The organism is Knoellia remsis (genome assembly GCF_003002895.1).
GTDB lineage: Bacteria > Actinomycetota > Actinomycetes > Actinomycetales > Dermatophilaceae > Knoellia > Knoellia remsis.
Window position 1 is genome coordinate 1 of record NZ_PVTI01000008.1, and the last position, 22415, is coordinate 22415.

Annotated in this window: 23 protein-coding genes and 1 pseudogene; 11 read left to right on the forward strand and 13 right to left on the reverse strand. The window is 71.9% G+C overall.

Annotated elements, in window-relative coordinates:
* A pseudogene (locus tag BCF74_RS06255) lies at positions 1–360 on the reverse strand (HNH endonuclease signature motif containing protein); the annotation flags it as partial.
* Between the two features lie 342 nt (positions 361–702).
* Between BCF74_RS06255 and BCF74_RS17875 the strand changes: the two are divergent.
* From BCF74_RS17875 to BCF74_RS06270, 4 genes are all read left to right on the forward strand, one after another.
* Positions 703–834: a hypothetical protein gene (locus BCF74_RS17875; protein WP_281257176.1), complete on the forward strand. Its 132-nt coding sequence runs from the start codon at positions 703–705 to the stop codon at positions 832–834.
* Between the two features lie 419 nt (positions 835–1253).
* On the forward strand, positions 1254–1895 hold the full coding sequence (locus BCF74_RS06260) for a snapalysin family zinc-dependent metalloprotease (protein ID WP_106297209.1): 642 nt from the start codon (positions 1254–1256) through the stop codon (positions 1893–1895).
* 124 nt (positions 1896–2019) lie between these two features.
* On the forward strand, positions 2020–3603 hold the full coding sequence (gene guaA / locus BCF74_RS06265) for a glutamine-hydrolyzing GMP synthase (RefSeq protein ID WP_106297102.1): 1584 nt from the start codon (positions 2020–2022) through the stop codon (positions 3601–3603).
* Between the two features lie 107 nt (positions 3604–3710).
* Positions 3711–6200, forward strand: coding sequence for an asparagine synthase-related protein (locus BCF74_RS06270; RefSeq protein WP_106297103.1), 2490 nt, complete (start codon positions 3711–3713; stop codon positions 6198–6200).
* A 148-nt stretch (positions 6201–6348) separates the two neighbouring features.
* On the opposite strand, the gene BCF74_RS06275 is transcribed toward BCF74_RS06270, so the two are convergent.
* Positions 6349–7380: a lysylphosphatidylglycerol synthase transmembrane domain-containing protein gene (locus tag BCF74_RS06275; protein ID WP_106297104.1), complete on the reverse strand. Its 1032-nt coding sequence runs from the start codon at positions 7378–7380 to the stop codon at positions 6349–6351.
* Complete coding sequence (locus BCF74_RS06280) at positions 7377–8225, reverse strand: PIG-L deacetylase family protein (RefSeq protein ID WP_106297105.1); 849 nt, start codon at positions 8223–8225, stop codon at positions 7377–7379. Before BCF74_RS06280 ends, BCF74_RS06275 begins: the two co-directional genes overlap by 4 nt.
* Before the next feature lie 26 nt (positions 8226–8251).
* On the opposite strand from BCF74_RS06280, the gene BCF74_RS06285 reads away from it, so the two are divergent.
* Positions 8252–9400 carry a glycosyltransferase family 4 protein gene (locus tag BCF74_RS06285; protein ID WP_245889245.1) on the forward strand — a complete coding sequence of 383 codons (1149 nt, stop codon included), beginning with the start codon at positions 8252–8254 and terminating at the stop codon, positions 9398–9400.
* Positions 9397–10089, forward strand: a complete 693-nt coding sequence (locus BCF74_RS06290; RefSeq protein WP_106297107.1) for an NUDIX hydrolase — start codon at positions 9397–9399, stop codon at positions 10087–10089. Before BCF74_RS06285 ends, BCF74_RS06290 begins: the two co-directional genes overlap by 4 nt.
* A 4-nt stretch (positions 10090–10093) precedes the next feature.
* Here the strand turns inward: BCF74_RS06290 and BCF74_RS06295 are convergent, their stop codons facing one another.
* Positions 10094–10489: a hypothetical protein gene (locus BCF74_RS06295; RefSeq protein WP_106297108.1), complete on the reverse strand. Its 396-nt coding sequence runs from the start codon at positions 10487–10489 to the stop codon at positions 10094–10096.
* A gap of 3 nt (positions 10490–10492) precedes the next feature.
* Positions 10493–11812 carry a PspC domain-containing protein gene (locus tag BCF74_RS06300; protein ID WP_106297109.1) on the reverse strand — a complete coding sequence of 440 codons (1320 nt, stop codon included), beginning with the start codon at positions 11810–11812 and terminating at the stop codon, positions 10493–10495.
* A gap of 126 nt (positions 11813–11938) precedes the next feature.
* Here BCF74_RS06300 and BCF74_RS06305 point away from each other — a divergent pair, with 126 nt between their 5' ends.
* From BCF74_RS06305 to BCF74_RS06315, 3 genes are all read left to right on the forward strand, one after another.
* Positions 11939–13207 carry an ATP-binding protein gene (locus tag BCF74_RS06305; RefSeq protein WP_245889246.1) on the forward strand — a complete coding sequence of 423 codons (1269 nt, stop codon included), beginning with the start codon at positions 11939–11941 and terminating at the stop codon, positions 13205–13207.
* Complete coding sequence (locus tag BCF74_RS06310) at positions 13208–13924, forward strand: LuxR C-terminal-related transcriptional regulator (protein ID WP_106297111.1); 717 nt, start codon at positions 13208–13210, stop codon at positions 13922–13924.
* 120 nt (positions 13925–14044) lie between these two features.
* Entirely contained in the window at positions 14045–14389 is a 345-nt protein-coding gene (locus BCF74_RS06315; protein ID WP_106297112.1) for a hypothetical protein, read from the forward strand.
* 16 nt (positions 14390–14405) lie between these two features.
* Here the strand turns inward: BCF74_RS06315 and BCF74_RS06320 are convergent, their stop codons facing one another.
* The 8 genes from BCF74_RS06320 to ligD all read right to left on the reverse strand — a co-directional run bounded on the left by BCF74_RS06320 (position 14406) and on the right by ligD (position 21095).
* The gene (locus BCF74_RS06320) at positions 14406–15407 is read right to left on the reverse strand and encodes a quinone oxidoreductase family protein (protein WP_106297113.1); all 1002 of its coding nucleotides are present in this window, start codon (positions 15405–15407) and stop codon (positions 14406–14408) included.
* 9 nt (positions 15408–15416) lie between these two features.
* Positions 15417–16481: a sulfate/molybdate ABC transporter ATP-binding protein gene (locus BCF74_RS06325; RefSeq protein ID WP_106297114.1), complete on the reverse strand. Its 1065-nt coding sequence runs from the start codon at positions 16479–16481 to the stop codon at positions 15417–15419.
* A complete protein-coding gene (locus tag BCF74_RS06330; protein WP_106297115.1) occupies positions 16478–17284 on the reverse strand; it encodes an ABC transporter permease in 807 nt (268 codons plus the stop codon). Before BCF74_RS06330 ends, BCF74_RS06325 begins: the two co-directional genes overlap by 4 nt.
* The gene (modA, locus tag BCF74_RS06335) at positions 17281–18090 is read right to left on the reverse strand and encodes a molybdate ABC transporter substrate-binding protein (RefSeq protein WP_106297116.1); all 810 of its coding nucleotides are present in this window, start codon (positions 18088–18090) and stop codon (positions 17281–17283) included. Before modA ends, BCF74_RS06330 begins: the two co-directional genes overlap by 4 nt.
* Positions 18087–18479 carry a TOBE domain-containing protein gene (locus BCF74_RS06340; protein WP_106297117.1) on the reverse strand — a complete coding sequence of 131 codons (393 nt, stop codon included), beginning with the start codon at positions 18477–18479 and terminating at the stop codon, positions 18087–18089. The genes modA and BCF74_RS06340 overlap by 4 nt, the downstream gene beginning before the upstream one ends.
* A gap of 62 nt (positions 18480–18541) precedes the next feature.
* Positions 18542–19156, reverse strand: coding sequence for a hypothetical protein (locus BCF74_RS06345; RefSeq protein WP_106297118.1), 615 nt, complete (start codon positions 19154–19156; stop codon positions 18542–18544).
* 87 nt (positions 19157–19243) lie between these two features.
* Positions 19244–20089, reverse strand: coding sequence for a uracil-DNA glycosylase (locus BCF74_RS06350; RefSeq protein WP_106297210.1), 846 nt, complete (start codon positions 20087–20089; stop codon positions 19244–19246).
* 10 nt (positions 20090–20099) lie between these two features.
* Positions 20100–21095: a non-homologous end-joining DNA ligase gene (ligD, locus tag BCF74_RS06355; protein ID WP_106297119.1), complete on the reverse strand. Its 996-nt coding sequence runs from the start codon at positions 21093–21095 to the stop codon at positions 20100–20102.
* Between the two features lie 208 nt (positions 21096–21303).
* Between ligD and BCF74_RS06360 the strand changes: the two genes are divergently transcribed.
* Positions 21304–21654, forward strand: coding sequence for a PadR family transcriptional regulator (locus BCF74_RS06360; RefSeq protein ID WP_106297120.1), 351 nt, complete (start codon positions 21304–21306; stop codon positions 21652–21654).
* A 28-nt stretch (positions 21655–21682) separates the two neighbouring features.
* A complete protein-coding gene (locus BCF74_RS06365; protein ID WP_146132887.1) occupies positions 21683–22411 on the forward strand; it encodes a hypothetical protein in 729 nt (242 codons plus the stop codon).
* Positions 22412–22415 lie beyond the last annotated feature (4 nt).

Consider the following 22415-nt stretch of genomic DNA (forward strand, 5'->3'; position numbering starts at 1 on the left):
ACCTGACGCGAGGGCGCTCACGACTTGGGGTGTGCGGGTGAGCTGGTCGACGGCGGTCATGATGAGCTGGGTCGCCTTGTGCACCGACACCCCGAGCCGGGGTGCGACCAGCTCGGGGGCGTCGATGCGTTGGTGGCCCAGGCCGCGGTGTTCTTCGACCTCGGTGCCGTCCTCGAGCAGGCGCGGTTCGCGTGCGGACAGGTGGGCCAGGGCGATGGTGCGCAGTGCGACAGCGGTGTCGATCTCGCGTTGGAAGCCTTCTGCGAGGTCGAGCAGCTCGTCACTGGTGAGGGTGCTGGCGGCCTCGGCCAGCGCGGCACAACGCCCCTGGAGGGCGTCGGTGCCGGTGCTGGTGGTCATGCTCCCATGATACACGAACACCAGTTCGAGGCAAGGGTTTGTGGTGGTGAATTGTGTTCTGCTGCAAGCGAACTCGCGTATACATGATGGGTCTGACAGTGGCGGTTGGGGTGAACGAAATTGGCAATCAGTCCGATCGGAGTGGTCGAGACGAAGGTGCACCAGTGGGATGATGGCTTCAGGGGCAGGCGTTCCTGAACCTGATATTCGCCGGCGTGATGCCGGTCCTACTTCTGCGGGAGATGCACGGTGGTTGACACTGGTGAGTTGGGAGCCGCCGCGTGGTGGCCTGCGAAGCGATTCACTATCGGGCTCCCGGCTGAACGGGTTGACGGCGCGACCTTGGCCGACGTCTTCGACCACGTCGCGGACCGCCTGAAAGCCAATGACGCGATTGCCCTCGAGGATGTCGTCGCAGTCACGTTCGATGGTGAGGACTTCACGATCGTGTGGGACGACAGCGACGGTTCATGACTCGTCTAGGTGCGACACCGTTGGCCCCTGCATGCGCACTGAGCCCAATGAGTGGTGGGGCGGGGGTGAACGGAATCGGCAATCAGTGGTGGGACGGGAGCGCGGGATGGGCTGACGGCATACGAACGACGCATGCGAACTGTGCGCAATCAGGGGGGCGGTGAACGGAATCGGCGATCAGCGGTGGGGCGGGAGCGCCACGTGGGCGGACGGCCTACGAACGACGGAGGCGAGCTGTGCGCAATCAGTGGGGGGGCGGTGCACGGAATCGGCAATCAGTCGAGGAGTGTGGACGATCCTGACCGAGACCTGACTCGGTCCTGACCGTTTGCAGAGATTTCTTGGCATAGACAGAGAGGACGTGCCCGACAACCGGCACGAGTCCGAATCCCCTCAGGAGAAGAGGAACCCTCATGTCCATGCTTCGTCGCACTCTGGCCGCCGCTGCGGCAGCTGCTGCCGCTGTCACCGTGACGGCCGCCGCACCGACGGCGTCCACCGCCGCCCCGTCCACGGCGACCGTCGACACGGCAGCCGAGCGCTCGGCATACCTGCCGGGTTCGCTCGACAAGGAGACGAACGCCCGCCTGCAGGCCGCCATCGACAAGGCGATGGCCGAGGCGGTCAAGAAGGCGCAGAGCGGCGAGCGCAAGCCCGGCTCCCCGACCGCCGCTGCCGTCATCTACTACGACGACACGCGCGCCCCGACCTACGACTCGCTCATCGACCAGGGCGCCGCGATCTGGAACTCGCGGGTGAGCAACGTCCAGCTCGTCGAGCGCGACGGCAGTGCCGACCTCACCTACACCGAGGGCTCGGGCAGCGGCTCGTACTACAGCCCGCGCCAGAACCTCATCTTCCTCGACTACGCGCAGATGCAGCAGTACGCGCCGCTGCGGATCGTCACGCACGAGACCGGCCACGCGCTCGGCCTGCCGGACCGCTACACGCAGCCGTGCAGCAAGCTCATGTCCGGCGGTGGCCCCGGCCCGTCGTGCACCAACGCCTACCCGGACTCGGTTGAGGCCGCCGAGGTCGACGCCCTCTGGGCGGGCCGCTGACGCGCGCCTGACGAGCGGCTCACCAGAGCCGGCCACGACGTATGCCGCCCGCTCCCTCCTCGGGGAGTGGGCGGCATACGTGTGCGCGGCAAATGGCAGTCGGGCGCGCCGATAGCATTGGCGCGTGAGCGATACCCCGCACCTGTCCGATCGTCCGGTCCTCGTCGTCGACTTCGGTGCGCAGTACGCGCAGCTCATCGCCCGGCGGGTGCGTGAGGCCAACGTCTTCAGCGAGGTCGTGCCCTCGACGATGGCGGCCGACGAGATGCTCGCCAAGGAGCCGGCAGCCATCATCCTCTCCGGCGGGCCGAGCTCGGTCTACGAGGAGGGGGCGCCCTCGCTCGACCCGGCCGTCCTCGACGCGGGGGTACCGGTCTTCGGCATGTGCTACGGCTTCCAGGCCATGGTGCAGGCGCTCGGCGGCACGGTGGAGCGAACGGGGCTGGGGGAGTACGGCTCGACGCCCGCCCAGGTCTCCGACACGTCCTCGACGCTCTTCAACGGCCAGCCGAGCGAGCAGTCGGTGTGGATGAGCCACGGCGACGCGGTGACCGAGGCGCCCGACGGGATGCGGGTCACGGCCTCGACGTCGGGGGCGCCGGTCGCGGCGTTCGAGGACGACGAGCGGCGGCTCTACGGCGTGCAGTGGCATCCCGAGGTGATGCACTCGACTTTCGGCCAGCGGGTGCTCGAGAACTTCCTCCTGCGCGGTGCCGGCCTCGACGGGGACTGGACGGCGCACAACGTCGTGGAGGCGCTCGTCGAGCAGGTCCGCGAGACCGTCGGCGACAAGCGGGTGCTCTGCGCCCTCTCCGGTGGCGTCGACTCGTCGGTCGCGGCGGCACTCGTGCAGCGCGCCGTGGGCGACCAGCTGACGTGTGTTTTCGTCGACCACGGGCTGCTGCGCTCCGGCGAGGCCGAGCAGGTCGAGAAGGACTTCGTCGACGCGACCGGTGTCGACCTCGTCGTCGTCGACGCGCGAGAGCAGTTCCTCAGCGCGCTCGCCGGGGTGAGCGACCCCGAGACGAAGCGCAAGATCATCGGCCGCGAGTTCATCCGCGTCTTCGAGCAGGCCGCCCGCGACGTCGTCGGGTCGGCCGAGCGCGAGGGTCATCCGGTCGAGTTCCTCGTCCAGGGGACGCTCTACCCGGACGTCGTCGAGTCCGGCGGCGGCACCGGCACCGCGAACATCAAGTCGCACCACAACGTCGGCGGCCTCCCCGACGACCTCCAGTTCAAGCTCGTCGAGCCGTTGCGGCTGCTCTTCAAGGACGAGGTGCGCCAGGTCGGCCTCGAGCTCGGCGTGCCCGAGGAGATCGTGTGGCGCCAGCCGTTCCCCGGTCCCGGCCTCGGCATCCGCATCGTCGGCGAGGTCACGGCCGAGCGGCTCGACATCCTGCGCGCCGCCGACCAGATCGCCCGCCGCGAGCTGTCGGCTGCCGGTCTCGACCGGGAGATCTGGCAGTGCCCGGTCGTGCTGCTCGCCGATGTGCGGTCCGTCGGCGTCCAGGGCGACGGCCGGACCTACGGCCACCCGGTCGTGCTGCGCCCGGTGTCGTCCGAGGATGCGATGACCGCCGACTGGACGCGCGTCCCCTATGACGTGCTCGCGAAGATCTCGACCCGCATCACCAACGAGGTGCCCGAGGTCAACCGGGTGGTGCTCGACGTGACGAGCAAGCCCCCGGGCACGATCGAGTGGGAGTGACGCGGGAGTCATCTCGGGAGTGATCTCGGGAACGGGACCGGGCGCCGCATACAGTTGACCGGTCCGCCGACCACCGACTGACGCCCAAGAACTGAGGTCCCCCACGCATGAGCGGCATCGCCGGCCACCACGGACCGAGCGCCTCCGAGGCGCTCCTCGCGACGATGAACGCGGCGCAGGCGCACCGCGGCCCCGACGGCGAGGGCATCGTCGTCGACGGACCCGCCGGTCTGGCGCAGCGCGCAGGCGAGCCCTTCACGAGCGCCGACGGCCGCTTCGTCGTGGTCGTCGACGGCGAGGTGGACGCCCAGGGCGTCGCGGAAGCATTCGCGCGTGACGGGCGTGCGGCGTTCGCCGCGTTGGTGGGCGGGTTCGCCGTCGCGATCTGGGACCGCGATCAGCAGCGGCTCACCCTGGCGCGCGACCCCTTCGGGATCGCGCCCCTGCACGTATGCCGGGTGCCCGCCTCCGCGGGCAGCGATGCGGTCGCCGAGACACTCCTCTTCGCGAGCGAGATCGGCCCGATCCTCGAGTGCGGCCTCGTCGAGAAGCAACCGAACGAGCGCGTCATCCACCGCTACCTCACCTCCGGAGCGGTCGACGACGGCCCCGAGACGTTCTTCGAGGGCATCGAGCGACTCCAGCCGGGAGAGGTGCTCGAGGCCGACGCGGACGGCATCCGCCGCAGCATGTTCAGCCGGCTGCGTGAGGAGCTGGTCGAGCTCGCCCGTGAACAGCGTCCGTATGACCGCTCGGTCGCCGCGGAGCTGCGCGACCGCCTCGCCGAGGCGGTGCGTCGCAGGGTGCCGTCGGGCGCGCCGGTCGGCACCGACCTGACCGACGGGCTGGCGAGCGCCGTCGTCGCCGGGCTTGTCGCCGAGACCGCGAGCTCCGTTGGGGCACAGCCGAACTCGTTCGACGTGACCTTCCCTGAGGAAGGCGCAAGCGCCTCCGCGGCGGACAGCGCCGCCACCGGTGGCGCCGCCGTGCACACGGTCTCGCCCACCGCCAGCGACCTCAAGGCGGACCTGCGCGACTTCGTCCGAACGCACGAGGAGCCGCTGCCGTCGGCTGAGGCGTACGTCGAGTACCAGCTCATGCGCGACGCCGCGGCGAAGGGCGTCCGCGTTCTCTTCGGCGCGGCCGGTGCGGACGAGGAGCTGGGCGACCCGACCCCGCAGGCCGGTCGTGTGGATCAGCTGCGCAGCCGCGTGACCTCGGCCGTGCGCCGCCGCAAGGACGTCCCCGAGACCTCGCTGCTCGGCCGTGACTTCCGGGGGAGGTTCGCCGGTGAGACGGCGTCGGCGGTCACGACCGACCTCCGACAGCGTCTCGTCGCCGAGCTCTTCGAGACGACGCTTCCGGCCCGCCTGCGGGCGACGGACCGCAACGCCGCGCGGTTCGGCGTCGCCGCGCGGGCGCCATACCTCGACCGCGATGTCGTGCGCCTCGTGTTCGGCCTCGCCGACGACGCCCTCACCGACGACGGCGCGACCCAGCGCGTCCTGCGCGACGCCGCCGAGGGTTTGGTGCCCGAGGCCACCCGACGTCGCCAGGACGCGAGCGGCCCGGCCGCACCGCAGGCCGAGTGGTTCATGCGCCTGAAGAACCACTTCTACTCGATCTTCCTCAGCGAACCGTTCGCGAACCGGCCGTACGTCGACCAGACCGAGGTGCTGCACGCCTTCGAGGGCTGGATCAAGGGCACGAACACCACTGACGCAGAGACGTTCTGGCGGCTGGTGAACCTCGAGCTGTGGCTCGAGGAGTTCTTCGACGAGGGGCCGGTCGTCGACAAGGCCACCGTCCAGGCCGCGCCCAAGGCCGACACCGACGCCAATGCCGGCAAGCAGCTCGACCTCACGACCGAGCTCGGCGAAACCGTCCGCCGCTACCCCCTGCGCACCGAGCTCTTCGCCAAGGGGGACGACCTCGACGCCAAGGTGCTGGCCCGCATCGACGAGTTCTTCGAGACCCTCCCCGCGGCCGGCCCCGAGCACGACGCAGCAACGCAGGGACGCTGGTACCTCTTCATCTCCGAGAAGATCATCGCCATCACCCAGGGCCGTTCGTACTTCATCTGGGACATCAAGGTGGGTCGCCCGGCGCGTGTCCTCTCCAAGTACGTCACCCGCACGCCCGCGGGCATCGGTCTCGGGTCGCCCTTCACGATGCAGCTCGCCATCCAGGAGGCCGGCCTGCCGCGCGTCCTGTATGCCGCGGCCGGCGGCGCCGTGGGCAAGGCGATCGGTCGCAAGGGGCTCTTCTACGAGCTCGTCGGCAACCAGATCGCCGCCATCGACGGCCCGACCGAGTACTCCGCCTACCCGAGCAACGTCTCCGCGAAGCTCGCGCCCAAGGACCCCGACGAAGTGGCTGCACGCCTCTCGGCGGGCATCCGCGACCGGGTGCCCTCGGCATACAAGGACACCTTCGCCGGCACGATCGTCATGGACGCCAACGACATCGGTCGCAACGTCCTCGGCAGCGACGTGCCCGACGACGGCACGCGGTTCGAGGCGATGTTCGCCGACAACCCGCTCGGTCAGGGCAGCGAGCAGACGCCGATGGCGCTCGTTTTCATCCAGGACACCTGAGTCGGCCGCGCGGCGGCGCGGGGTGAGTTGTCCCTCGCTGCGCGGCGGCGCGTGGTGAGTCGTCCCTCGCTGCGTGAGTCGCCCCCTCATGGAGGGACGACTCACCAGGCAAGGTGCGACTCACCACGATGGGGACGAGCCAGACCTCCTAGGCGGGCGTGGCCTCGATCTCCTCGGGACTCGCCTTGGGGCTCATCGACCACACGAGCCACCCGAGGGCCCCGAGCGGAACCTCCATGAGGTGGGTGAAGATCGAGAAGAGGATCGCTCCGGTCAGCGCCGCGGTCCCGTCCGCACCCCACCCGACCAACGCGATGACCGTCGCCGACTCGGTCACGCCGAGCCCACCGGGAGTCACCCCGACGGCGGTGAGCAGGCGCCCGATCGCGAACGCTGCGAAGAGGATGCCGAGCGGCAGGAAGACGTCGACCGTGTGCATGATCAACACGAACAGCAGGTAGTAGAACCCGAAGAACCCGATCATCCCGAGGGTCATCTGGACCCAGCCGGTGCGCACGACCTCGTTGATGCGGACGCGCATGTCGGTGACGAGCTCGGCGACGCTCATCGTCCGTTCCCGCCGACGGAAGACCGGCGCGAGCAGCCGGTCGAGCCAGCGCCCGATGGACTGTGCCGCGCGCTCGCTCGCGAGGATCGCAACGAAGACGGCGAAGATCGCCACGCCCGACACCGTCGCCGCGATGGCCGCGTTGGTGAGCGCCGGCGGCAGGCCGTCGTGGCCGAGCCACAGCATCGCGATGGCCACGATGGGCAGGGCGATGCGCGAGAGGGTGTTCCAGACGCCGGTGACGATCGCGGACGTCGAGACGTCCCGGTTCGTGAAGCCCCACGAGCGCAGGATCGTGTAGGTCGCCGCGAGCCCGACGGCGCCACCACCGGGCAGCAGCTTGCTCACCGACGAACCGCAGATGTTGACGATGAAGGCCCGCCAGTGGCTCAGCCCCGGCAGCGACCCGGTGAACGTGAACGTGTAGCAGCCGAGCCCGAGCAGGACGAGCCCGCCGAACTCGAGCGACTGCCACCACGTGACCTTGCGCAGCTCGGCGAACACCTCCGTCCACGTCGTCTGTGCCAGGAGCGGGAAGCCCCACCCGAGCAGCACGACGGCCAGCCCCAGCCCGATGACGGTCCGCAGGACCTGCTTCGTTCGCCTGCTCACTCCAGCCCCTCGAAGACGTCGCTGCGTATGCCGTCCGCGGCCTTCGCGGCCGGGTCGCGGAACCACTCGCGGCCGAAGACGACGTCGAAGATCGGACGCGGGATGCGCAGGAACGCGGCGAGGGTCCGGGCCTCGCCCGGGGACCCGTCGCTCGACGCCTGCGGGGCATGCGCCCGCATCGAGGCGCGCTTCGCCGCGGCATACCGACGCACGTCGATCCGGTGCGTGATGTCGGCCCGCCGGGTGAACGCCCGCTCGAAGGTCGTCGGGTCGAACCCCGGTGGAGGGCGGCGGAGCGTGCCGACGAGGCGCACGACGCGGGCGAGGGTGTCACGGGGGACGGTGGCCTCGAGGACGCGCGCGGTGCCGGCGATCTGCGCCGCGCGAGCCCCGACCTCGTGCACGCGGACGTGGTCGCGGTGGCCGTAGCCGCCCTGGGCGTCATGGGTGAGGAGGACGTCGGCGCGTTCGGTGCGCAGGATCGCGGCGAGCCGTTCGGCGGCCTCCTCCACTGGTGCCCGTACGAACCGCATCCGCCCCGGCGGGTCGGGCGGCACGTCCCCGTCGAGGCCCGAGTCGGCGTAGCCGAGCCATTCGACCCGCGCGACCCCGAGGGCCTCGGCGGACGCCCGCGCCTCGTGGAGCCGCACGGCGGCGAGCCCATCCCCGTCGCGGTCGTCCCCGGTGACGTCCGCTGACGCGAGCCCGAGCGCACCGTCGGTCGCGATGACGAGGACGACGCGGTGCCCTTCGGCGGCGGCACGCGCCATGGTCCCGGACGTGAGGAGGGCCTCGTCGTCCGGGTGGGCGTGGAAGGCCACGAGCGTGCGCGTCATCGGGCCCATCCTGTCGCATGGCAGGCTGGGCGCTCATGAGGGTCGCCCTGTTGTCGGACTGCTACCTGCCGCGGCTCGGCGGGATCGAGGTCCAGGTGCACGACCTCGCCGGGCACCTCGCCGCGGCCGGGCACGACGTGGAGGTCTTCACCGCGACGCATGCCGACACCCGCGCGTGGACGCATGAGTACGAGGACGGTGTCCTCGTCCACCGGCTGCCGCTGCCGGTTCCCGGTGCGCCGCCGGTGAACCCGTTCGCCAGGGACGAGGTCCGGCGTCGTCTCGCGGCCGGCGGGTTCGACGTGGCCCACGGCCACATGGGCGTCGTCAGCCCCTTCGCCACCGACCTCATCGGCGTCGCGCTGGACGTGGGGCTGCCCACGGTGGTGACCTGGCACAGCGTCGTCAACCGCACCGCGCCGCTCTTCCGCGCCCTCGGTCACGCCCGGCGGTGGGGGAGGGCCGGCGCTGCGCTCACCGCGGTGTCGTCGATGGCGGCCGGCTGCATCGCGCGCATCAGCGACGGGGTGCCTGTGGAGGTGCTCGGCAACGGGATCGACGTCACCCGCTGGCAGCCGCCGGCCGGTCGGGTGCGCACGGCGGCGGACGAGGACGGCGTCGTCCGGGTCGTCGGCGCGATCCGTTTCATTCGCCGCAAGCGGCCCACCGCCTTCGTCGACGTGCTGCGCGACGTGCGGGCGCGGCTCGACGAGACGGTCCCCGGAGTGAGGCTCGAGGCGTCCCTGCTCGGTCTGGGGCCGCAGCGGCGGCTCGTCGAGGCCCAGCTGGCACGGCACGGCATCGACTGGATCTCGCTGCCGGGCCGGGTGAGCCGGGACGAGCTGCGCGAGCTGCACTGGCGCAGCGACATCTATCTCACGACGGCACGCAGCGAGGCCTTCGGCATCGCCCCGCTCGAGGCCCGCACCGCGGGCCTCGTCGTCGCGGCCTTCGCCGGTACCGGCGTGGACGACTTCATCACCGACGGCGTCGACGGCATCCTCGCTGAGAGTGACACCGGCCTCGTCGACGGCATCACGGCGCTCGCCGCCGACCCCGAACGGCTCGCGCGCATGCGGGCCCACAACGCGACGACCCCGCCGGCGCAGTCGTGGGACCGCATCGTCGAGGCGACCCTCGACGAGTACGAGCGGGCCCGCCACCTCCGTGCGGCGGCGCGATGATCGAGGTCGTTGCCAGGGATGGGGACCGTGAGGTCGCGCGGTTCGCGCTGGCCCATGGCGCCGACCCGACCGCGCAGCTCGCTCGGCTGGGCTGGACCGGTTCGCCGCGGTCGGCCGTGCGCACCTCATCGGACGACCTGCGGATCACGTATGCCGTCCGCGCGGCCGCCGCGCGGCCGGCACCGCACGAGGTGGACAGGTCCGTCGAGGTGCCGCGCGACGACGACCTCACGGCAGCCGACCTCGCGAATGTCGTTCCCCACCAACGTATTGCCGCGTATGCCGTCGTGCGCTCCTCGCGCGGCATCCTCCTCACCGAGCTCTCGTCGCGCACGAACGCGGCCGGGATGTGGAACCTGCCCGGTGGTGGTCTCGACCCCGGCGAGGAGCCCGTCGACGCCGTGGTGCGAGAGGTCCACGAGGAGACGAGCCAGCACGTCGTCGACGTACGCCTGTCGAGTGTGGCGACCCGTCACTGGGTCGGTCGAGCACCGCACGGACGGGCCGAGGACTTCCACGCCGTGCGGCTGTTCCACACGGCCCGCTGCCTCGAGCCGAGCGACCCGGTCATCCTCGACGTCGGTGGGTCGACGTCCGCGGCCCGGTGGGTGGACGAGACCGAGCTCGCGAGCCTGCCCCTCGCGAGCTCGGTCCCCGAAGCCCTCGCCGTCGCCGGCGTGCCGGTGTGAGCAGTCAGCCCCTGAACTGCTGCCCACGCAGACCCGCCAGTCCGAGGACGACGAGGAGGACGCCGGCGCCGACGACGGCGACGGGTCCGACGACACCCCAGCGGATGTCGAGATCGGTGGCCTGCCCGACGATGACCGCGATCGCGGTGAGCAGGCCGAGGAGGCCGATGACCGAGGTCGTCGGGGCCGGGCCCGACTTGTAGGCGGGCGCAGCGACGGCGGGAGGCTGGGCAACCGGAGGAACGGGAGCGGTCGGTTCCGGCGACGGGGCGGACCGGTGCTCCTCGGTCGGGATGACCGTCGTCTCGCCGCTGTCGCGACCGGTCTCGTGGTCGGCCTCGCCCGCGGGCAGAACCTGCGTCCGGTCCGGTTCGGGAGTGGGGTTGTCGTGCTGGCTCATCGCTCAGCCCTCCTTGATGGTGATCTCGCCGAAGCGGAGCTCGGCGTCGACGACGATGGTGGGTGCGCCCGCGCCGATGGAGACGGTGCGCTGCAGGCCGGGGCCGTTGCGGTCGGACTGGTCGTTCGCGAGGCCGGCGCCGGGCAGGCTGTCCTGGATCTCGATGTTGCCCATGCGGACCTCCGCCTCGACCCGCGCGTTCGCCGTGGACGGGACGATGACGGTGAGCTCACCGACCGTCTGGTCGACCGAGATCTGCTGCGGCGTGGCGACAGCTCCGGGGGCCGCCAAGCTCGCCGCGAGCGGGCGCAGGTCGAGGGTCACGTCGCCGCCACCGTGCTGGAACCTCTGTGGCTGCGACGAGATCGCCGGGGTGAAGGTCCGCGCGCCGCGCTGACCGTCCTCCCAGAGCCGGTCACCGACCGAGGCGCCCACCGTGCCGAGACCCAGCAGGACGACGAGGGCGGCGGACAGCAGGCTCCGGCGCCCGGAGAGGCCGATGGCCAGGGTCGTGAGCGCGGACGCCGAGAGCGCGACGATCATGCCGAGGAGCTCGGCCGACCCGCTGAACCCGACCGGCCCGTCGAGGAGGAAGCCCACGCCGTAGCCGACGGCGGCGATCCCGAGGGTGAGGGCCAGGCCCGCGAAGCCGGCCGTCCGACGACGGGGACGCGGCGGCGGCGGGGGAGCGAGCGGCATACCGGCCTGCGGCGGGAACGACGGCGGAGCCGGCGGCTGCCACTCCGGTGCCTGGCCGGGTACTGCCTGGTCCCCCGAGCCCGGATGCGGTGCGACGGTCGGCGCGGGTGCGCTCACGGCATACATCGAGCCGTCCGACTCCTGCGCGACCTGGCTCCGCTGGTCACTCGACTGGGTCCTGCGCCACACGAGCCAGCCGACGACGGCGATGGGCACGAGGACCCAGCCGGCGAGGAACCCGTTGTCGCCGAAGACGATGAGCGAGAACACGACGAGAGCGAAGACCACGAGGACGATCGCTCCCGTCGCCTCCGAGCCGCCCTGGCCCGAGACGGCGCTGCGGGCGAGGATCGTGCCGTCCTCGTCCGGCATGAACAGCCACGCGAGGATGTAGAGCATCACCCCGACCCCGCCGAAGATCGTCAGCGCGATGACGGCCGCGCGGATGAGCACCGGGTCGACGTCGAAGCGGCGGGCGAGGCCGGAGCACACGCCGGCGAACCACTGGCGCGATCGGTCGCGGCGGACGCCGGTGCGGAGGATGTCGTCCCACATCGAGTGCGCGGCGGCGCCGCTCGGCGGGGGAACGCCCGGTGTCTGGGTGGAGTCGGAGGTCTGCGTCATGCCATCCACACTGGTCCAGCGCGCCGGCCGCTGCCATGAGGGTCGACCCTGACGACCCCCTGAGGGGACCCCCACGCCACCCCGGCGACGGCCCGAACCCACGCGCGCTTGCGTCAGGATGGGGGTGTGCCGACTCCGTACGAACGCCCAGCGCTCGCAGACGCCCCCGTCATCGAGGGTCGTCCGCCGCTGACCCGACCCCGCCGGGGCCGGATGGTCGGCGGCGTGTGCATCGGCACCGCCAAGCACCTCGGCATCCCGGTGAAGTGGGTGCGGGTCCTCACGCTCGTGCTGCTCGTCGCGGGTCCGGGGCTGGTGATGTACCCGTTCATCTGGGCGGTCACGCCGTCCGGGCCGAAGGCCCACGTGGACGCCGCGTCGGACGCGAGCCGGCGCCCCGGCGCCGTGCGGGCGATGAGCACCCTCGACGAGAGCCCCTGGGGTCTGGTCATCGCCGGAGGCGCGGTGCTCGTCCTCCTCGGCCTCGTCGTCGGGCTCCAGCTCGCCGGCGTCGACGTGCGCGCCGGCGTCCTCATCCCGCTCCTGCTCATCGCCGCAGGAGTCACCGTCGCGTGGTCGAACCTCGACGACGCCGAGCGCACGAAGTGGCTGGGCGGCAGCCGCAGCGGCCGCGGGGCCATGCTCGTCCGCCTCGGTCTCGGCATCGGCCTCGCCGTCATCGGCATCCTCGTCCTCACCGTGCGCGGCGAGTCCATCACCGCCATCGGCGACGCCCTCCTCGCCACAGCGGCCGTGCTCCTCGGGGCGACGTTCATCGCGGCGCCGTGGGTCGTGCGGCTGTGGCGCGACTACCGCGACGAGCAGGAGGTGGCCGCCCGCGCCAACGAGCGTGCCGACATCGCCGCGCACCTGCACGACTCGGTCCTGCAGACCCTCGCGCTCATCCAGCGCCGCTCCCACGACCCGGCGTCGGTGACCCAGCTCGCCCGCGCCCAGGAGCGCGAGCTGCGCTCGTGGCTGTATGCCGGCCCGTCCGGTTCCGATGAGACCCTCGCCTCCGCGGTCACGGCCGCGGCGCACGACGTCGAGGACGTGAGCGGCGTCGTCATCGACCTCGTCGTCACCGGCGACCGGCCCCTCGAGGAGCACGGGACTGCCCTCGTGCGCGCGATGCGCGAGGCGATGCTCAACGCGACCCGCCACGGCAGGCCACCCGTGACGGCATACGTCGAGATCGGTCCCACGGGTGTCGAGGCGTTCGTGCGAGACCGCGGTGACGGGTTCGAGGTCGACGACATCCCCGAGGACCGGCTCGGGGTGCGGGCATCGATCCTCGGCAGGATGGAGCGACACGGTGGCACGGCCCGCGTCCGCCGCCGCGAGGACGGAACCGAGGTGGAGCTCACGCTGCCACCGCTCGAAGGAGACGAGTAGATGTCGCAGTCCCAGCCCGAGGCCCAACCGCCGACCCCAAGGGCGTCCGTCCGGATCGTCCTCGTCGACGATCACCGGATGTTCCGGGCGGGTGTCCGAGCCGAGCTCGCCGAGGAGGGTGGACCCGGCATCGAGATCGTCGGCGAGGCCCCCGATGTCGACACCGCAGTGAAGGTCATCCGCGACACGCGCCCCGACGTCGTCCTGCTCGACGTGCACCTGCCCGGCGGCAACGGCAACGGCGGCGTCGACGTCATCCAGGGCTGCGTCGGCGTCGAGACCGAGGCGGGTGCGCCCGTGCGGTTCCTCGCGCTCTCGGTCTCGGACGCGGCCGAGGACGTCATCGCCGTCATCCGGGCCGGCGCGCGCGGCTACGTCACCAAGACGATCACCGCCCGTGACCTCGGCACGGCCATCCGACGTGTCGCCGACGGGGACGCGGTCTTCTCGCCGCGGCTCGCGGGGTTCGTGCTCGACGCGTTCGGCGCGGCCGCCGGCGAGATTGCCGAGGTCGACGAGGAGCTCGACCGGCTCTCGGCGCGCGAGCGTGAGGTCATGCGGCTCATCGCCCGCGGCTACCAGTACAAGGAGGTCGCGAAGGAGCTCTTCATCTCGGTGAAAACCGTTGAGACACATGTGTCCTCGGTGCTCCGCAAGCTGCAACTGTCGTCGCGCCACGAGCTCACGGCGTGGGCCATGGGTCGCCGTCTCGTCTGAGGCCTGCGACAGAACCCGAAACGGCTCGCGAGCCGCCCCGTCATTCGCCAGCCGGATCGATCCGGCTGGCGAGTGATGACATGGCTCACGAGCCGTGCTGGGCCAGATAGCCTCTCGGGCATGGAGTTCCTCACGAACGTCGTCGTCCTGCTGCACCTGCTCGGCCTCGCCGCGATCGTCGGCAGCGCTCTCTTCGTCGCCCGCGGTGTGCCGACCCCGGCGCTCGTCTGGGGCGCCCGCGCCCAGATCCTCACCGGGCTCCTCCTCGTCGGCCTCAACCAGGCCGGTGACGACGAGGTCAACAACACCAAGATCGGCGTCAAGCTGCTCATCGCGCTCGCCGTCGCCGCCTGCGCCGAGATCGCCGCGGCGAAGGAGCGCAAGGGTCAGGGCAACCCGCAGCTCGTCACTGCCGCCGGGGTGCTCGCGGTCGTCAACGCCGCCGTCGCCGTCCTCTGGACCTGACCGCCCCCAGCGCCGCTCAGGGGACGAGCAGCAGCTTGCCTTGCGTGCGGCGTCCTTCGAGGTCGTCGTATGCCGTGCGCGCGTCGGTGAGCGGGTAGCGCCCGCCGATCGTCACCTCGACGTCGCCGGACTCGATCCAGCCGAACAGCTCGGACGCCCGCGCCCGCAGCTCCTCCGGCGTCGCGACGTAGGCGCCCAACGTCGGCCGGGTGACGTAGAGCGACCCGCCCTTGTTGAGCTCCTGGAGGTCGAAGGGTGGGACCTGACCGCTCGCGGCGCCGTAGACCACGAGTAGGCCGCGCGGCCGCAACGACCCCAGCGAGGCCTCGAAGGTGTCCTTGCCGACGCCGTCATAGACGACATCGACGCCGCGGCCGTCGGTCACGTCGCACACGGCTGCGGCGAGGTCGTCGACCTCGGCGTAGTTGATCGTCTCGTCGGCGCCGCGCTCACGAGCGGTGGCGAGCTTCTCCTCCGAGCCCGCGGTCGCGATGACGCGGCCGCCGAGGAGCTTGACCATCTGGGTGAGCAACTGGCCGACGCCGCCGGCGGCGGCGTGGACGAGGGCCACGGTGCCCTGCTGGACGGCATACGTGCTCGTCGCAAGGTAGTGCGCGGTGAGGCCTTGGAGCATCGCCGCCGCGGCAGTCTCGAGCTCGATGCCGGCGGGGACGTGGACGACGTTCGTCGTGTCGACGGCCGCGTAGGCGCGCGCTGAGCCGAGGCCCTGGCCCCACGCGACGCGGTCCCCGACGACCACGTCGCTCACGCCGTCACCGACCGCGACGACCTCGCCGGCACCCTCGTTGCCCGCGACGAACGGGGTGTCGATCGGGTAGACGCCCTCGCGCTGGTAGACGTCGATGAAGTTCACGCCGGCCGCGGCGACGCGCACGAGCACCTGGCCCTCGCCGGGCTCGGGGGTCGGCTCGTCGCGGACCTCGAGGACGTCGCTGCCGCCGTGGCGCGGGACGACGAGGGCTGGTGCGGACTCGGGCAGGGCGGAGTCGGAGGTCATCACCTCAGGCTAGAGGTCGGTGCCGGTGACGTGCAGGTGCACCTCGGTCGCCTTGACCGACAGGACAACGGCACTGCCGCGACGCAGGCCGAGCTCGGCGGCGGCGCCGGGCGTGATGTCGGCCGTGAGGGTGTCGGTGCGGACGCGCACGAGGTGGCCGTGCGGTTCGAGGTCGGTCACCGTCGCCGTGAGGGCGTTGCGCGGGCTGCCGTGTGGGTGGGTCAGGTGCACCCCGACGGCGGTGGGGGCGACGACGGCGGTGAGTCGGGCGCCGTCGTGGATGGGCACCGGTGGGTCCTCGCGCTCCTCGGCGAGGCCATGGAGGAGGCGACCGTCCGGCATACGCAACGCACCGGACTCGGCGACGCCGCGCACGAGGTTGAGGCCCGCGAAGCGCGCCCCGAAGTCGCTGCGTGGCCGACCGAGAACCCGTGCGGCCGGGCCCTCGTCGACGACGCGCCCGTGCTCCATGACCGCGACCCGGTCTGCGAGCAGCGCGGCGTCGACGACGTCGTGGGTCACGACGACAGCCGTGCGGTCGGCGAGGACCCGTCGCAGCAGGTCGCGCACGTCCGGAGCCGCCTCGACGTCGAGCGCGGAGAGCGGTTCGTCGACGAGGAGCACCCGCGGCTCGGTCGCGAGGGCGCGGGCGACGGCCACCCGCTGCTGCTGGCCGCCGGAGAGCTCGTGGGGCCGGCGGTGTGCGTATGCCGTTATGCCCACTTCCGCGAGCCAGCGCTCGCCCGTGGCGCGGGCACCCCTGCGCCCCGCGCCACGGGCCCGCGGGCCGAAGGCGACGTTGTCGAGGACGCTGAGGTGGGGGAAGAGCCGGGCGTCCTGGGCGAGCAGGGCGATGTCGCGGTCGTGCGCCGGGACCCACGTGTCGCCGGCGAGCACGCGGCCGTCGAGGGTGACGTGACCGGCGTCGGGACGCACGAGCCCAGCGAGGGCCGCGAGGACGCTCGACTTGCCGGCACCGTTGGGGCCGAGGAGCGCGAGGGTCTCGCCGTCGGCGACGGAGAGGGAGACGTCGACGGCGCGGTCGTCGAGGCGCACGGTGGCGTCGAGGGTCATGGCGTGCCTGCCGTGAGCGAGCTGCGGCGCGCTCGGGTGAGGCCGATGACGAGGACAGCGACGGCGACGAGGACGAGGGACAGCGCCACGGCGGCACGCGGGTCGCCCTCGCGTTGGAGGTAGATCTCGAGCGGCAGCGTGCGCGTCGTACCCTGGAGGCTGCCCGCGAAGGTGATCGTCGCCCCGAACTCCCCGAGACAGCGGGCGAAGGCGAGGATCGTCCCGGAGACGAGACCCGGCAGGGCGAGGGGCAGGGTGACGCGCCGCAGGGTGAGCGACGGCGCGGCGCCGAGGGTGGCCGCGACGTCCTCGAAGCGGGTACCCGTGCTGCGCAGCGCGCCCTCGAGGCTGAGCACGAGGAACGGCATGGCGACGAAGGTCTGGGCGATGACGACGGCAGTCGTCGTGAAGGCGATGTCGACGCCGAGGGCGGTGAAGCTGCCGCCGAGCAGGCCGCGGCGACCGAACGCCTGGAGCAGGGCGATCCCGCCGACGACGGGCGGCAGTACGAGGGGGAGAAGGACGACCGAGCGCAGGAGGGTCGCGGCTCGGCCGTGGGAACGGGCGAGCACGAGCGCGAGCGGGACGCCGAGGACGAGGCACAGCAGGGTGCTCACCGTGGCGGTGCGCAGGCTGAGCCACAACGCATCCCGCGACGGCTCGGACGTCACGAGCGACCAGAACTGGGACCACTCGACGGTGAGGGCCATCGCCACGACGGGGAGCGCGACGAGCGCCGTGCCGAGCGCCGCGGGCACGAGCAGCCACGGCACCCCGGCGACGCCGAGCCGGGCACCCCTCATGGCGTCGCCGGTGAGAACCCGGCATCACGCAGGACGCGCTGGCCGTCGGGGCTCGTGACCGCGGCGACGAACTTGATTGCGAAAGAGGCGTTCTCGCTGCCCTTGAGTGTGGCGATGGGGTAGGTGTTGACGGCCTTGGCGGCCTCGGGGAAGTCGATGCCGCGGACGGAGTCGCCTGCTCCGCGCACGTCGGTCACGTAGACGAGACCGGCGTCGGCCTCGCCGGAGCGGACCTTGCCGAGCACGTCGGTGACCGACTGCTCCTCGCTCACCGGGGTGATGTCGATGCCGGCGGCCTTCTCGACGGCGAGGCTCGCGGCGCCGCAGGGGACGGCGGGTGCGCAGAGGACGACCTTGGTCGCCGGGTCGGCGAGGTCGGCCAGGGCGTCGACCCGGCGTGGGTTGTCGGCGGGGACGGCGATCTGGAGGACGTTCGTCGCGAAGGGCCGAGGGGTCCCCGCGAGCAGCCCCGCCGACTCGGCCGTGGTCATCGTGGCCTCGTTCGCGGTGGCGAGGACGTCCGCGGGCGCGCCCTCGGTGAGCTGGGCGACGAGCCCGGACGACCCGCCGAAACCGAACCGCACCGTCGTCCCCGGGTTGGCCTCCTCGAAGGCCGCGCCGATCGCCTCGAACGGCGTCTGGAGGGAGGCCGCCGCGAAGACCGTGAGGGTGGTGTCTGCGGAGGTGGTGGCGGCGCCCTCACCGCTGGACGCGGGACCCGAACAGGCGACCAGCAGCGTGAGGCCGGTGACCGCGGCGCCGGCGCGGACGGCATACGACCGAGTGCGCGCCCACCGTGCGCTCACGGGGTCTCCACGATGACCGTCGTCGACTTCACGACGGCAACGGCAACGGAGCCGGGCTCGAGGCCGAGTTCCCGCACCGCTTCGCTCGACATGAGGGAGACGACGCGGAAGGGTCCGCACTGCAGTTCCACCTGGGCCATGACCGTGTCCAGGGTGATGTCGGTGACGAGGCCGACGAACCGGTTGCGGGCCGAGCGGCCCACCGACGACGGGTCGGCCGCGGCGCGGGACTGCTCGCGGGCGAGGAGGGCGACGGCGTGCCCGTCGACGACCTTGCGTCCGGCGTCGTCGGTCGTGGCATCGAGCGCGCCGCTGTCGACCCAGCGGCGCACGGTGTCGTCACTGACGCCGAGGAACCCGGCAGCTTCGGAGAGTCGCAGATGCGGCATGAGCGCAACAATACCGCCGCATCTGCGACTACCAGCCTGTCAAGGGGTGGTGCGGTCCAGCGTCAGGTGGCGTCCTTGCCCCACAGTCCGGTGACGGACTGCTCGTTGCCGTTGGCCGGGAACGAGCACGCGCCGCCCCCGAAGACGACCCACTTGGCCGTCATCCGCAGCTTGGTGGCACCGATGCCGGTGACGGTGTCGATCGACCACGTGACCTCGGTGCACGAGCCCACCGCGATCGGGGTCGTCGTGGTGATGGTGTAGGTCCGCGACGTCACCGGCCCGTCGGGGTTGAGGGTCACCGGATCGGACGGTGTCACCGTCGCCCCCGTGCTGGTCGGTGACGAGACGGCGATGTTCTTGTCGCCGCCCGGGTCGTTGGGGGACTTCTCGGCGGAGAGGACGACGGTGTACTGCGTCCCGACCGGGATGGGCAGGGTGCCGTTGTTGCAGATCCGCAGGGTGAACGTCCCGACGGTGTGTCCGTTGGTGCTCGTGGTGGTCGTGCTTCGGATCTGGAGGTCGGCGCTGTAGTACTTGCGGTCATCGACCGAGCAGGTGGTCGGCTCGGCGGGAACGGCGGCGACAACGGCGGGGATGGCCCACGCGCTGCCGACGACGAGATCACGTCGCTGGAGCGACGAGGACGGGAGGCTACCGGTGTTCAGGGGTCCCATGTCTCACGAACGTACGGAGGAGCGCAGCAGGTCGCGACCCGAGCGGCAAAGATGGTTCGGATGGGCTACCGATAGGAAACTTCTGGCCTAGTCATCCGACCTCAGGTCCTCGAGCAGGTCGTCGAGCATCGCCGGCGTGAGCTTCTTCGTGTACGTGTTGTGCGGGCTCACGTGGTAGCAGCCGACGAGCCGCACGGGGTGGCCGGTGGGCGTGTGCAGGGTCGCCTCGGCGCCGTGGCCGAACTTCGGGCGCGGTCGGGGGACGGTCCAACCGAGCGACGTCGTGGCCGCGAGCACCCCCTTCCAGCCGATCTCGCCGAGCGTCATGATGACCCGCAGCCGGTCACCGAGGAGGTCGAGGTCGCGTCCCAGCCAGGTCGCGCAGGTCGCGCGCTCGGCCGGGGTGGGCGCGTTCGCGGGCGGCGCGCAGCGCACGGCGGCAACGATCCGTATGCCGGTGAGGGCCAACCCGTCGCCCGCGCCGACCGAGGTCGGCTGGTTCGCGTACCCCGTGCGGTGGAGCGCGGCATACAGGAAGTCGCCGGAGGCGTCCCCGGTGAACATCCGGCCGGTGCGGTTCGTGCCGTTGGCCGCGGGCGCGAGGCCGACGATGAGGGTGTCGGCGTCGGGGTCGCCGAAGGACGGGCCCGGCCTGCCCCAGTAGGGCTGGTCGGCGAAGGAGGCCCGGCGCCCTTCTCGCGCAACGGTTTCGCGCCAGTCGACGAGGCGCGGGCAGGCGCGGCAGACGGAGACGCGGGCATCGAGCTCGGCGAGGGTTGGGGCGGTCGCGGCGAGCTCGACGACCTCGGCCGCGTCGTGGGCGATGGGGGTGTCCCGGGAGCCCGGGTCGGTGGGCCAACCGCTGCCGGGCGGGACGGGTGAGGGGAACAGCTGGCCCGTCACCGGGTGGGGGTCGAGGGGCTCGCCGGTCATGAGTGGCCGGTCACGCGTCGTCCGGCTCGGACTCGGGCTCGGGCTCGGGTGGCGGCTCGGCACCCTTGGCCTCGTCGCGCTCGGCCCACTCGAGCAGCGGCGTGAGGTCGAAGACGTGGTCGTCGATGTCGGCGTGCAGGTCGCCGAGCTCGGCGAAGCGCGCCGGTACGGTGGCGATGGTCAGCTCGCGCGGCTCGACGTCGTCGACCTCGTCCCAGCGGATCGGCGTCGACACCGTCCCGGCAGGGTTGCCGCGGACCGAGTAGGCGCTCGCGATCGTGTGGTCGCGCGCATTCTGGTTGAAGTCCAGGAAAACCGCGGCGGGGTCGCGATCCTTGCGCCACCACGTCGTCGTGACGTCGTCGGGGGCGCGCCGCTCGACCTCGCGGGCGAAGGCGAGGGCGGCGCGGCGCACGTCCGCGAACTCGTGGTCGGGCTCGATCCGGACGTAGACGTGCAGGCCACCCCCGCCGCTCGTCTTGGGGAACCCGGTCGCGCCGAGCTCGTCGAGCACTTCGTGGGCGACGTGCGCGACCCGGCGCACCCGGTCGAACGGCGCGTCCGGCATCGGGTCGAGGTCGATGCGCCACTCGTCGGGGCGGTCGACGTCGGCGCGGCGGACGTTCCAGGGGTGGAACTCGACGGTGCTCATCTGCACGGCCCAGACGATCTCGGCGAGGTTCGTCGGGCACAGCTCGTCGGCGTGCAGCCCGTAGCGCGGGAAGTGCAGCCGCACGGTCTCGACCCAGGGCGGGGCGCCCCGGGGGAGGCGCTTCTGGTGGACCTTCGGCCCGTCGACGCCGTCGGGGAACCGGTGCAGCATCGTCGGCCGCTCGCGCAGGGCATTGACGATGCCGTCGCCGACCGCGAGGTAGTAGTTCGCGAGGTCGAGCTTGGTCTCGCCGCGCTCGGAGAAGTAGGGCCGGTTCGGGTTGGAGATCCGCACCTCGTGCCCCGCGACGTCGAGGAACACCGGTTCGCCGAACTCACCCTTCTTCGAGGCCATGGAGTCACCGTATGCCGTCCGCGCGCCGACTCGTGGGCGACGTCGGGCGTCAGGCTGCGGATGCCGTGTCGTTCCGATGCTCTGATCTTGCGTCGTCCTTTGGGCCACGGGCTGGTCCAAAGGACGACGCAAGATCAGAGCACTGCGCACCGGGACTACGGCCGCCCACTAGTTGACATTGCTATCTAGGTTGCGCAACGATCGAGCCGTGCCACGCAGCAGGGGAACGCGCGAGGACCGCCAGAGCCAGTGGCTCAAGGGCGTCCTCGACCTCGCGGTGCTCGCGGCCCTCGCCCGCGAGCGGACGGCATACGGTTACACGCTCATGGCCGCGCTCGCCGACCGCGGCTTCGACGGGCTCAAGGGCGGGACGATCTACCCGCTCCTCGGCCGGCTCGAGGACGACGGGCTCGTCGAGAGCACGTGGGGCGACGGAGACGCCGGCCCGCGCCGGAAGTACTTCTGGCTCACCGACGCCGGGCGAGCTGAGCTCGCGGCCGGACGCGAGGGCTGGCGCGCCTTCGCCAAGAGCATGAACGACGCACTGGAGACCGACTGATGCCTAGCCTCCTCAGAAGGAGATGACGATGTCCGACACCAGCCCCGGGCCTGCTCCCATGCCGCCGCTGCGCCTCCCCGACAGCGACTACGGGTCGGTACTCGCCGACCAGCTCCGCCTCAACGGGATGCCGGAGGCGAAGGTGCGCGAGGTCGTCGCGGAGGTCGAGGACCACGTCGCGACGACCGGGCAGGACCCCGTCGAGGCCTTCGGACAGCCGGTCGACTACGCCGCCCAGTGGCAGCCCTTCAGCTGGCGCCACGGCCTCACCCAGATGGCCGTCGGCATCGGCGTCGCGGCCGCCGGGGGGTCGGTGTTCGCTGCGGTGTTCACCGGGGTCCTCGAGCCGGGCCCCTGGACCAACCCGGTCCTGCTGAACAGCACGACCCTGCTCCTGTTCGGGCTCCTCGCCCTCAACCTCGGCGTCATCCCGTGGACCCTCATGGCCCTGGCCGTGCGACGCGAAGGCCGCTGGCTCGGCACCGGCCGGCCGAAGTACGACTGGACGCTCCGACTCGGCGGCGGCGTGCTTGCCGGTGTGGGGTTCGGCCTGTTCGTGTGGTGGGCGGGGTCGTGGGACGTGGGATCGGTGCACGGACCGCCCCGGTGGTTGACCCTCGTGGCCGGCCTGCTCCTCGCCCCGCTCGCGCTGAGGCTCGGTCCCAAGCCCGGTGACCGCCGGCGACCGTCACCACCGGGGATACCGCCGCAGCCGTGGTGGCGTCAGGCGTGGCGGGCCCTCCGCGGGAGAGGATGACGCC

Coding starts and splice junctions, on each gene's coding strand:
- BCF74_RS06345 (WP_106297118.1), bottom strand. CDS start 19,156: ATGGGACCCCTGAACACCGGTAGCCTCCCGTCCTCGTCGCTCCAGCGA.
- BCF74_RS06295 (WP_106297108.1), bottom strand. CDS start 10,489: ATGAGCCAGCACGACAACCCCACTCCCGAACCGGACCGGACGCAGGTT.
- BCF74_RS06270 (WP_106297103.1), top strand. CDS start 3,711: ATGAGCGGCATCGCCGGCCACCACGGACCGAGCGCCTCCGAGGCGCTC.
- ligD (WP_106297119.1), bottom strand. CDS start 21,095: ATGGCCTCGAAGAAGGGTGAGTTCGGCGAACCGGTGTTCCTCGACGTC.
- BCF74_RS06330 (WP_106297115.1), bottom strand. CDS start 17,284: ATGAGGGGTGCCCGGCTCGGCGTCGCCGGGGTGCCGTGGCTGCTCGTG.
- BCF74_RS06260 (WP_106297209.1), top strand. CDS start 1,254: ATGCTTCGTCGCACTCTGGCCGCCGCTGCGGCAGCTGCTGCCGCTGTC.
- BCF74_RS06300 (WP_106297109.1), bottom strand. CDS start 11,812: ATGACGCAGACCTCCGACTCCACCCAGACACCGGGCGTTCCCCCGCCG.
- BCF74_RS06310 (WP_106297111.1), top strand. CDS start 13,208: ATGTCGCAGTCCCAGCCCGAGGCCCAACCGCCGACCCCAAGGGCGTCC.
- BCF74_RS06325 (WP_106297114.1), bottom strand. CDS start 16,481: ATGACCCTCGACGCCACCGTGCGCCTCGACGACCGCGCCGTCGACGTC.
- BCF74_RS06290 (WP_106297107.1), top strand. CDS start 9,397: ATGATCGAGGTCGTTGCCAGGGATGGGGACCGTGAGGTCGCGCGGTTC.
- BCF74_RS06340 (WP_106297117.1), bottom strand. CDS start 18,479: ATGCCGCATCTGCGACTCTCCGAAGCTGCCGGGTTCCTCGGCGTCAGT.
- BCF74_RS06280 (WP_106297105.1), bottom strand. CDS start 8,225: ATGGGCCCGATGACGCGCACGCTCGTGGCCTTCCACGCCCACCCGGAC.
- BCF74_RS06365 (WP_146132887.1), top strand. CDS start 21,683: ATGTCCGACACCAGCCCCGGGCCTGCTCCCATGCCGCCGCTGCGCCTC.
- BCF74_RS06350 (WP_106297210.1), bottom strand. CDS start 20,089: ATGACCGGCGAGCCCCTCGACCCCCACCCGGTGACGGGCCAGCTGTTC.
- BCF74_RS06320 (WP_106297113.1), bottom strand. CDS start 15,407: ATGACCTCCGACTCCGCCCTGCCCGAGTCCGCACCAGCCCTCGTCGTC.
- BCF74_RS06315 (WP_106297112.1), top strand. CDS start 14,045: ATGGAGTTCCTCACGAACGTCGTCGTCCTGCTGCACCTGCTCGGCCTC.
- BCF74_RS06285 (WP_245889245.1), top strand. CDS start 8,252: ATGAGGGTCGCCCTGTTGTCGGACTGCTACCTGCCGCGGCTCGGCGGG.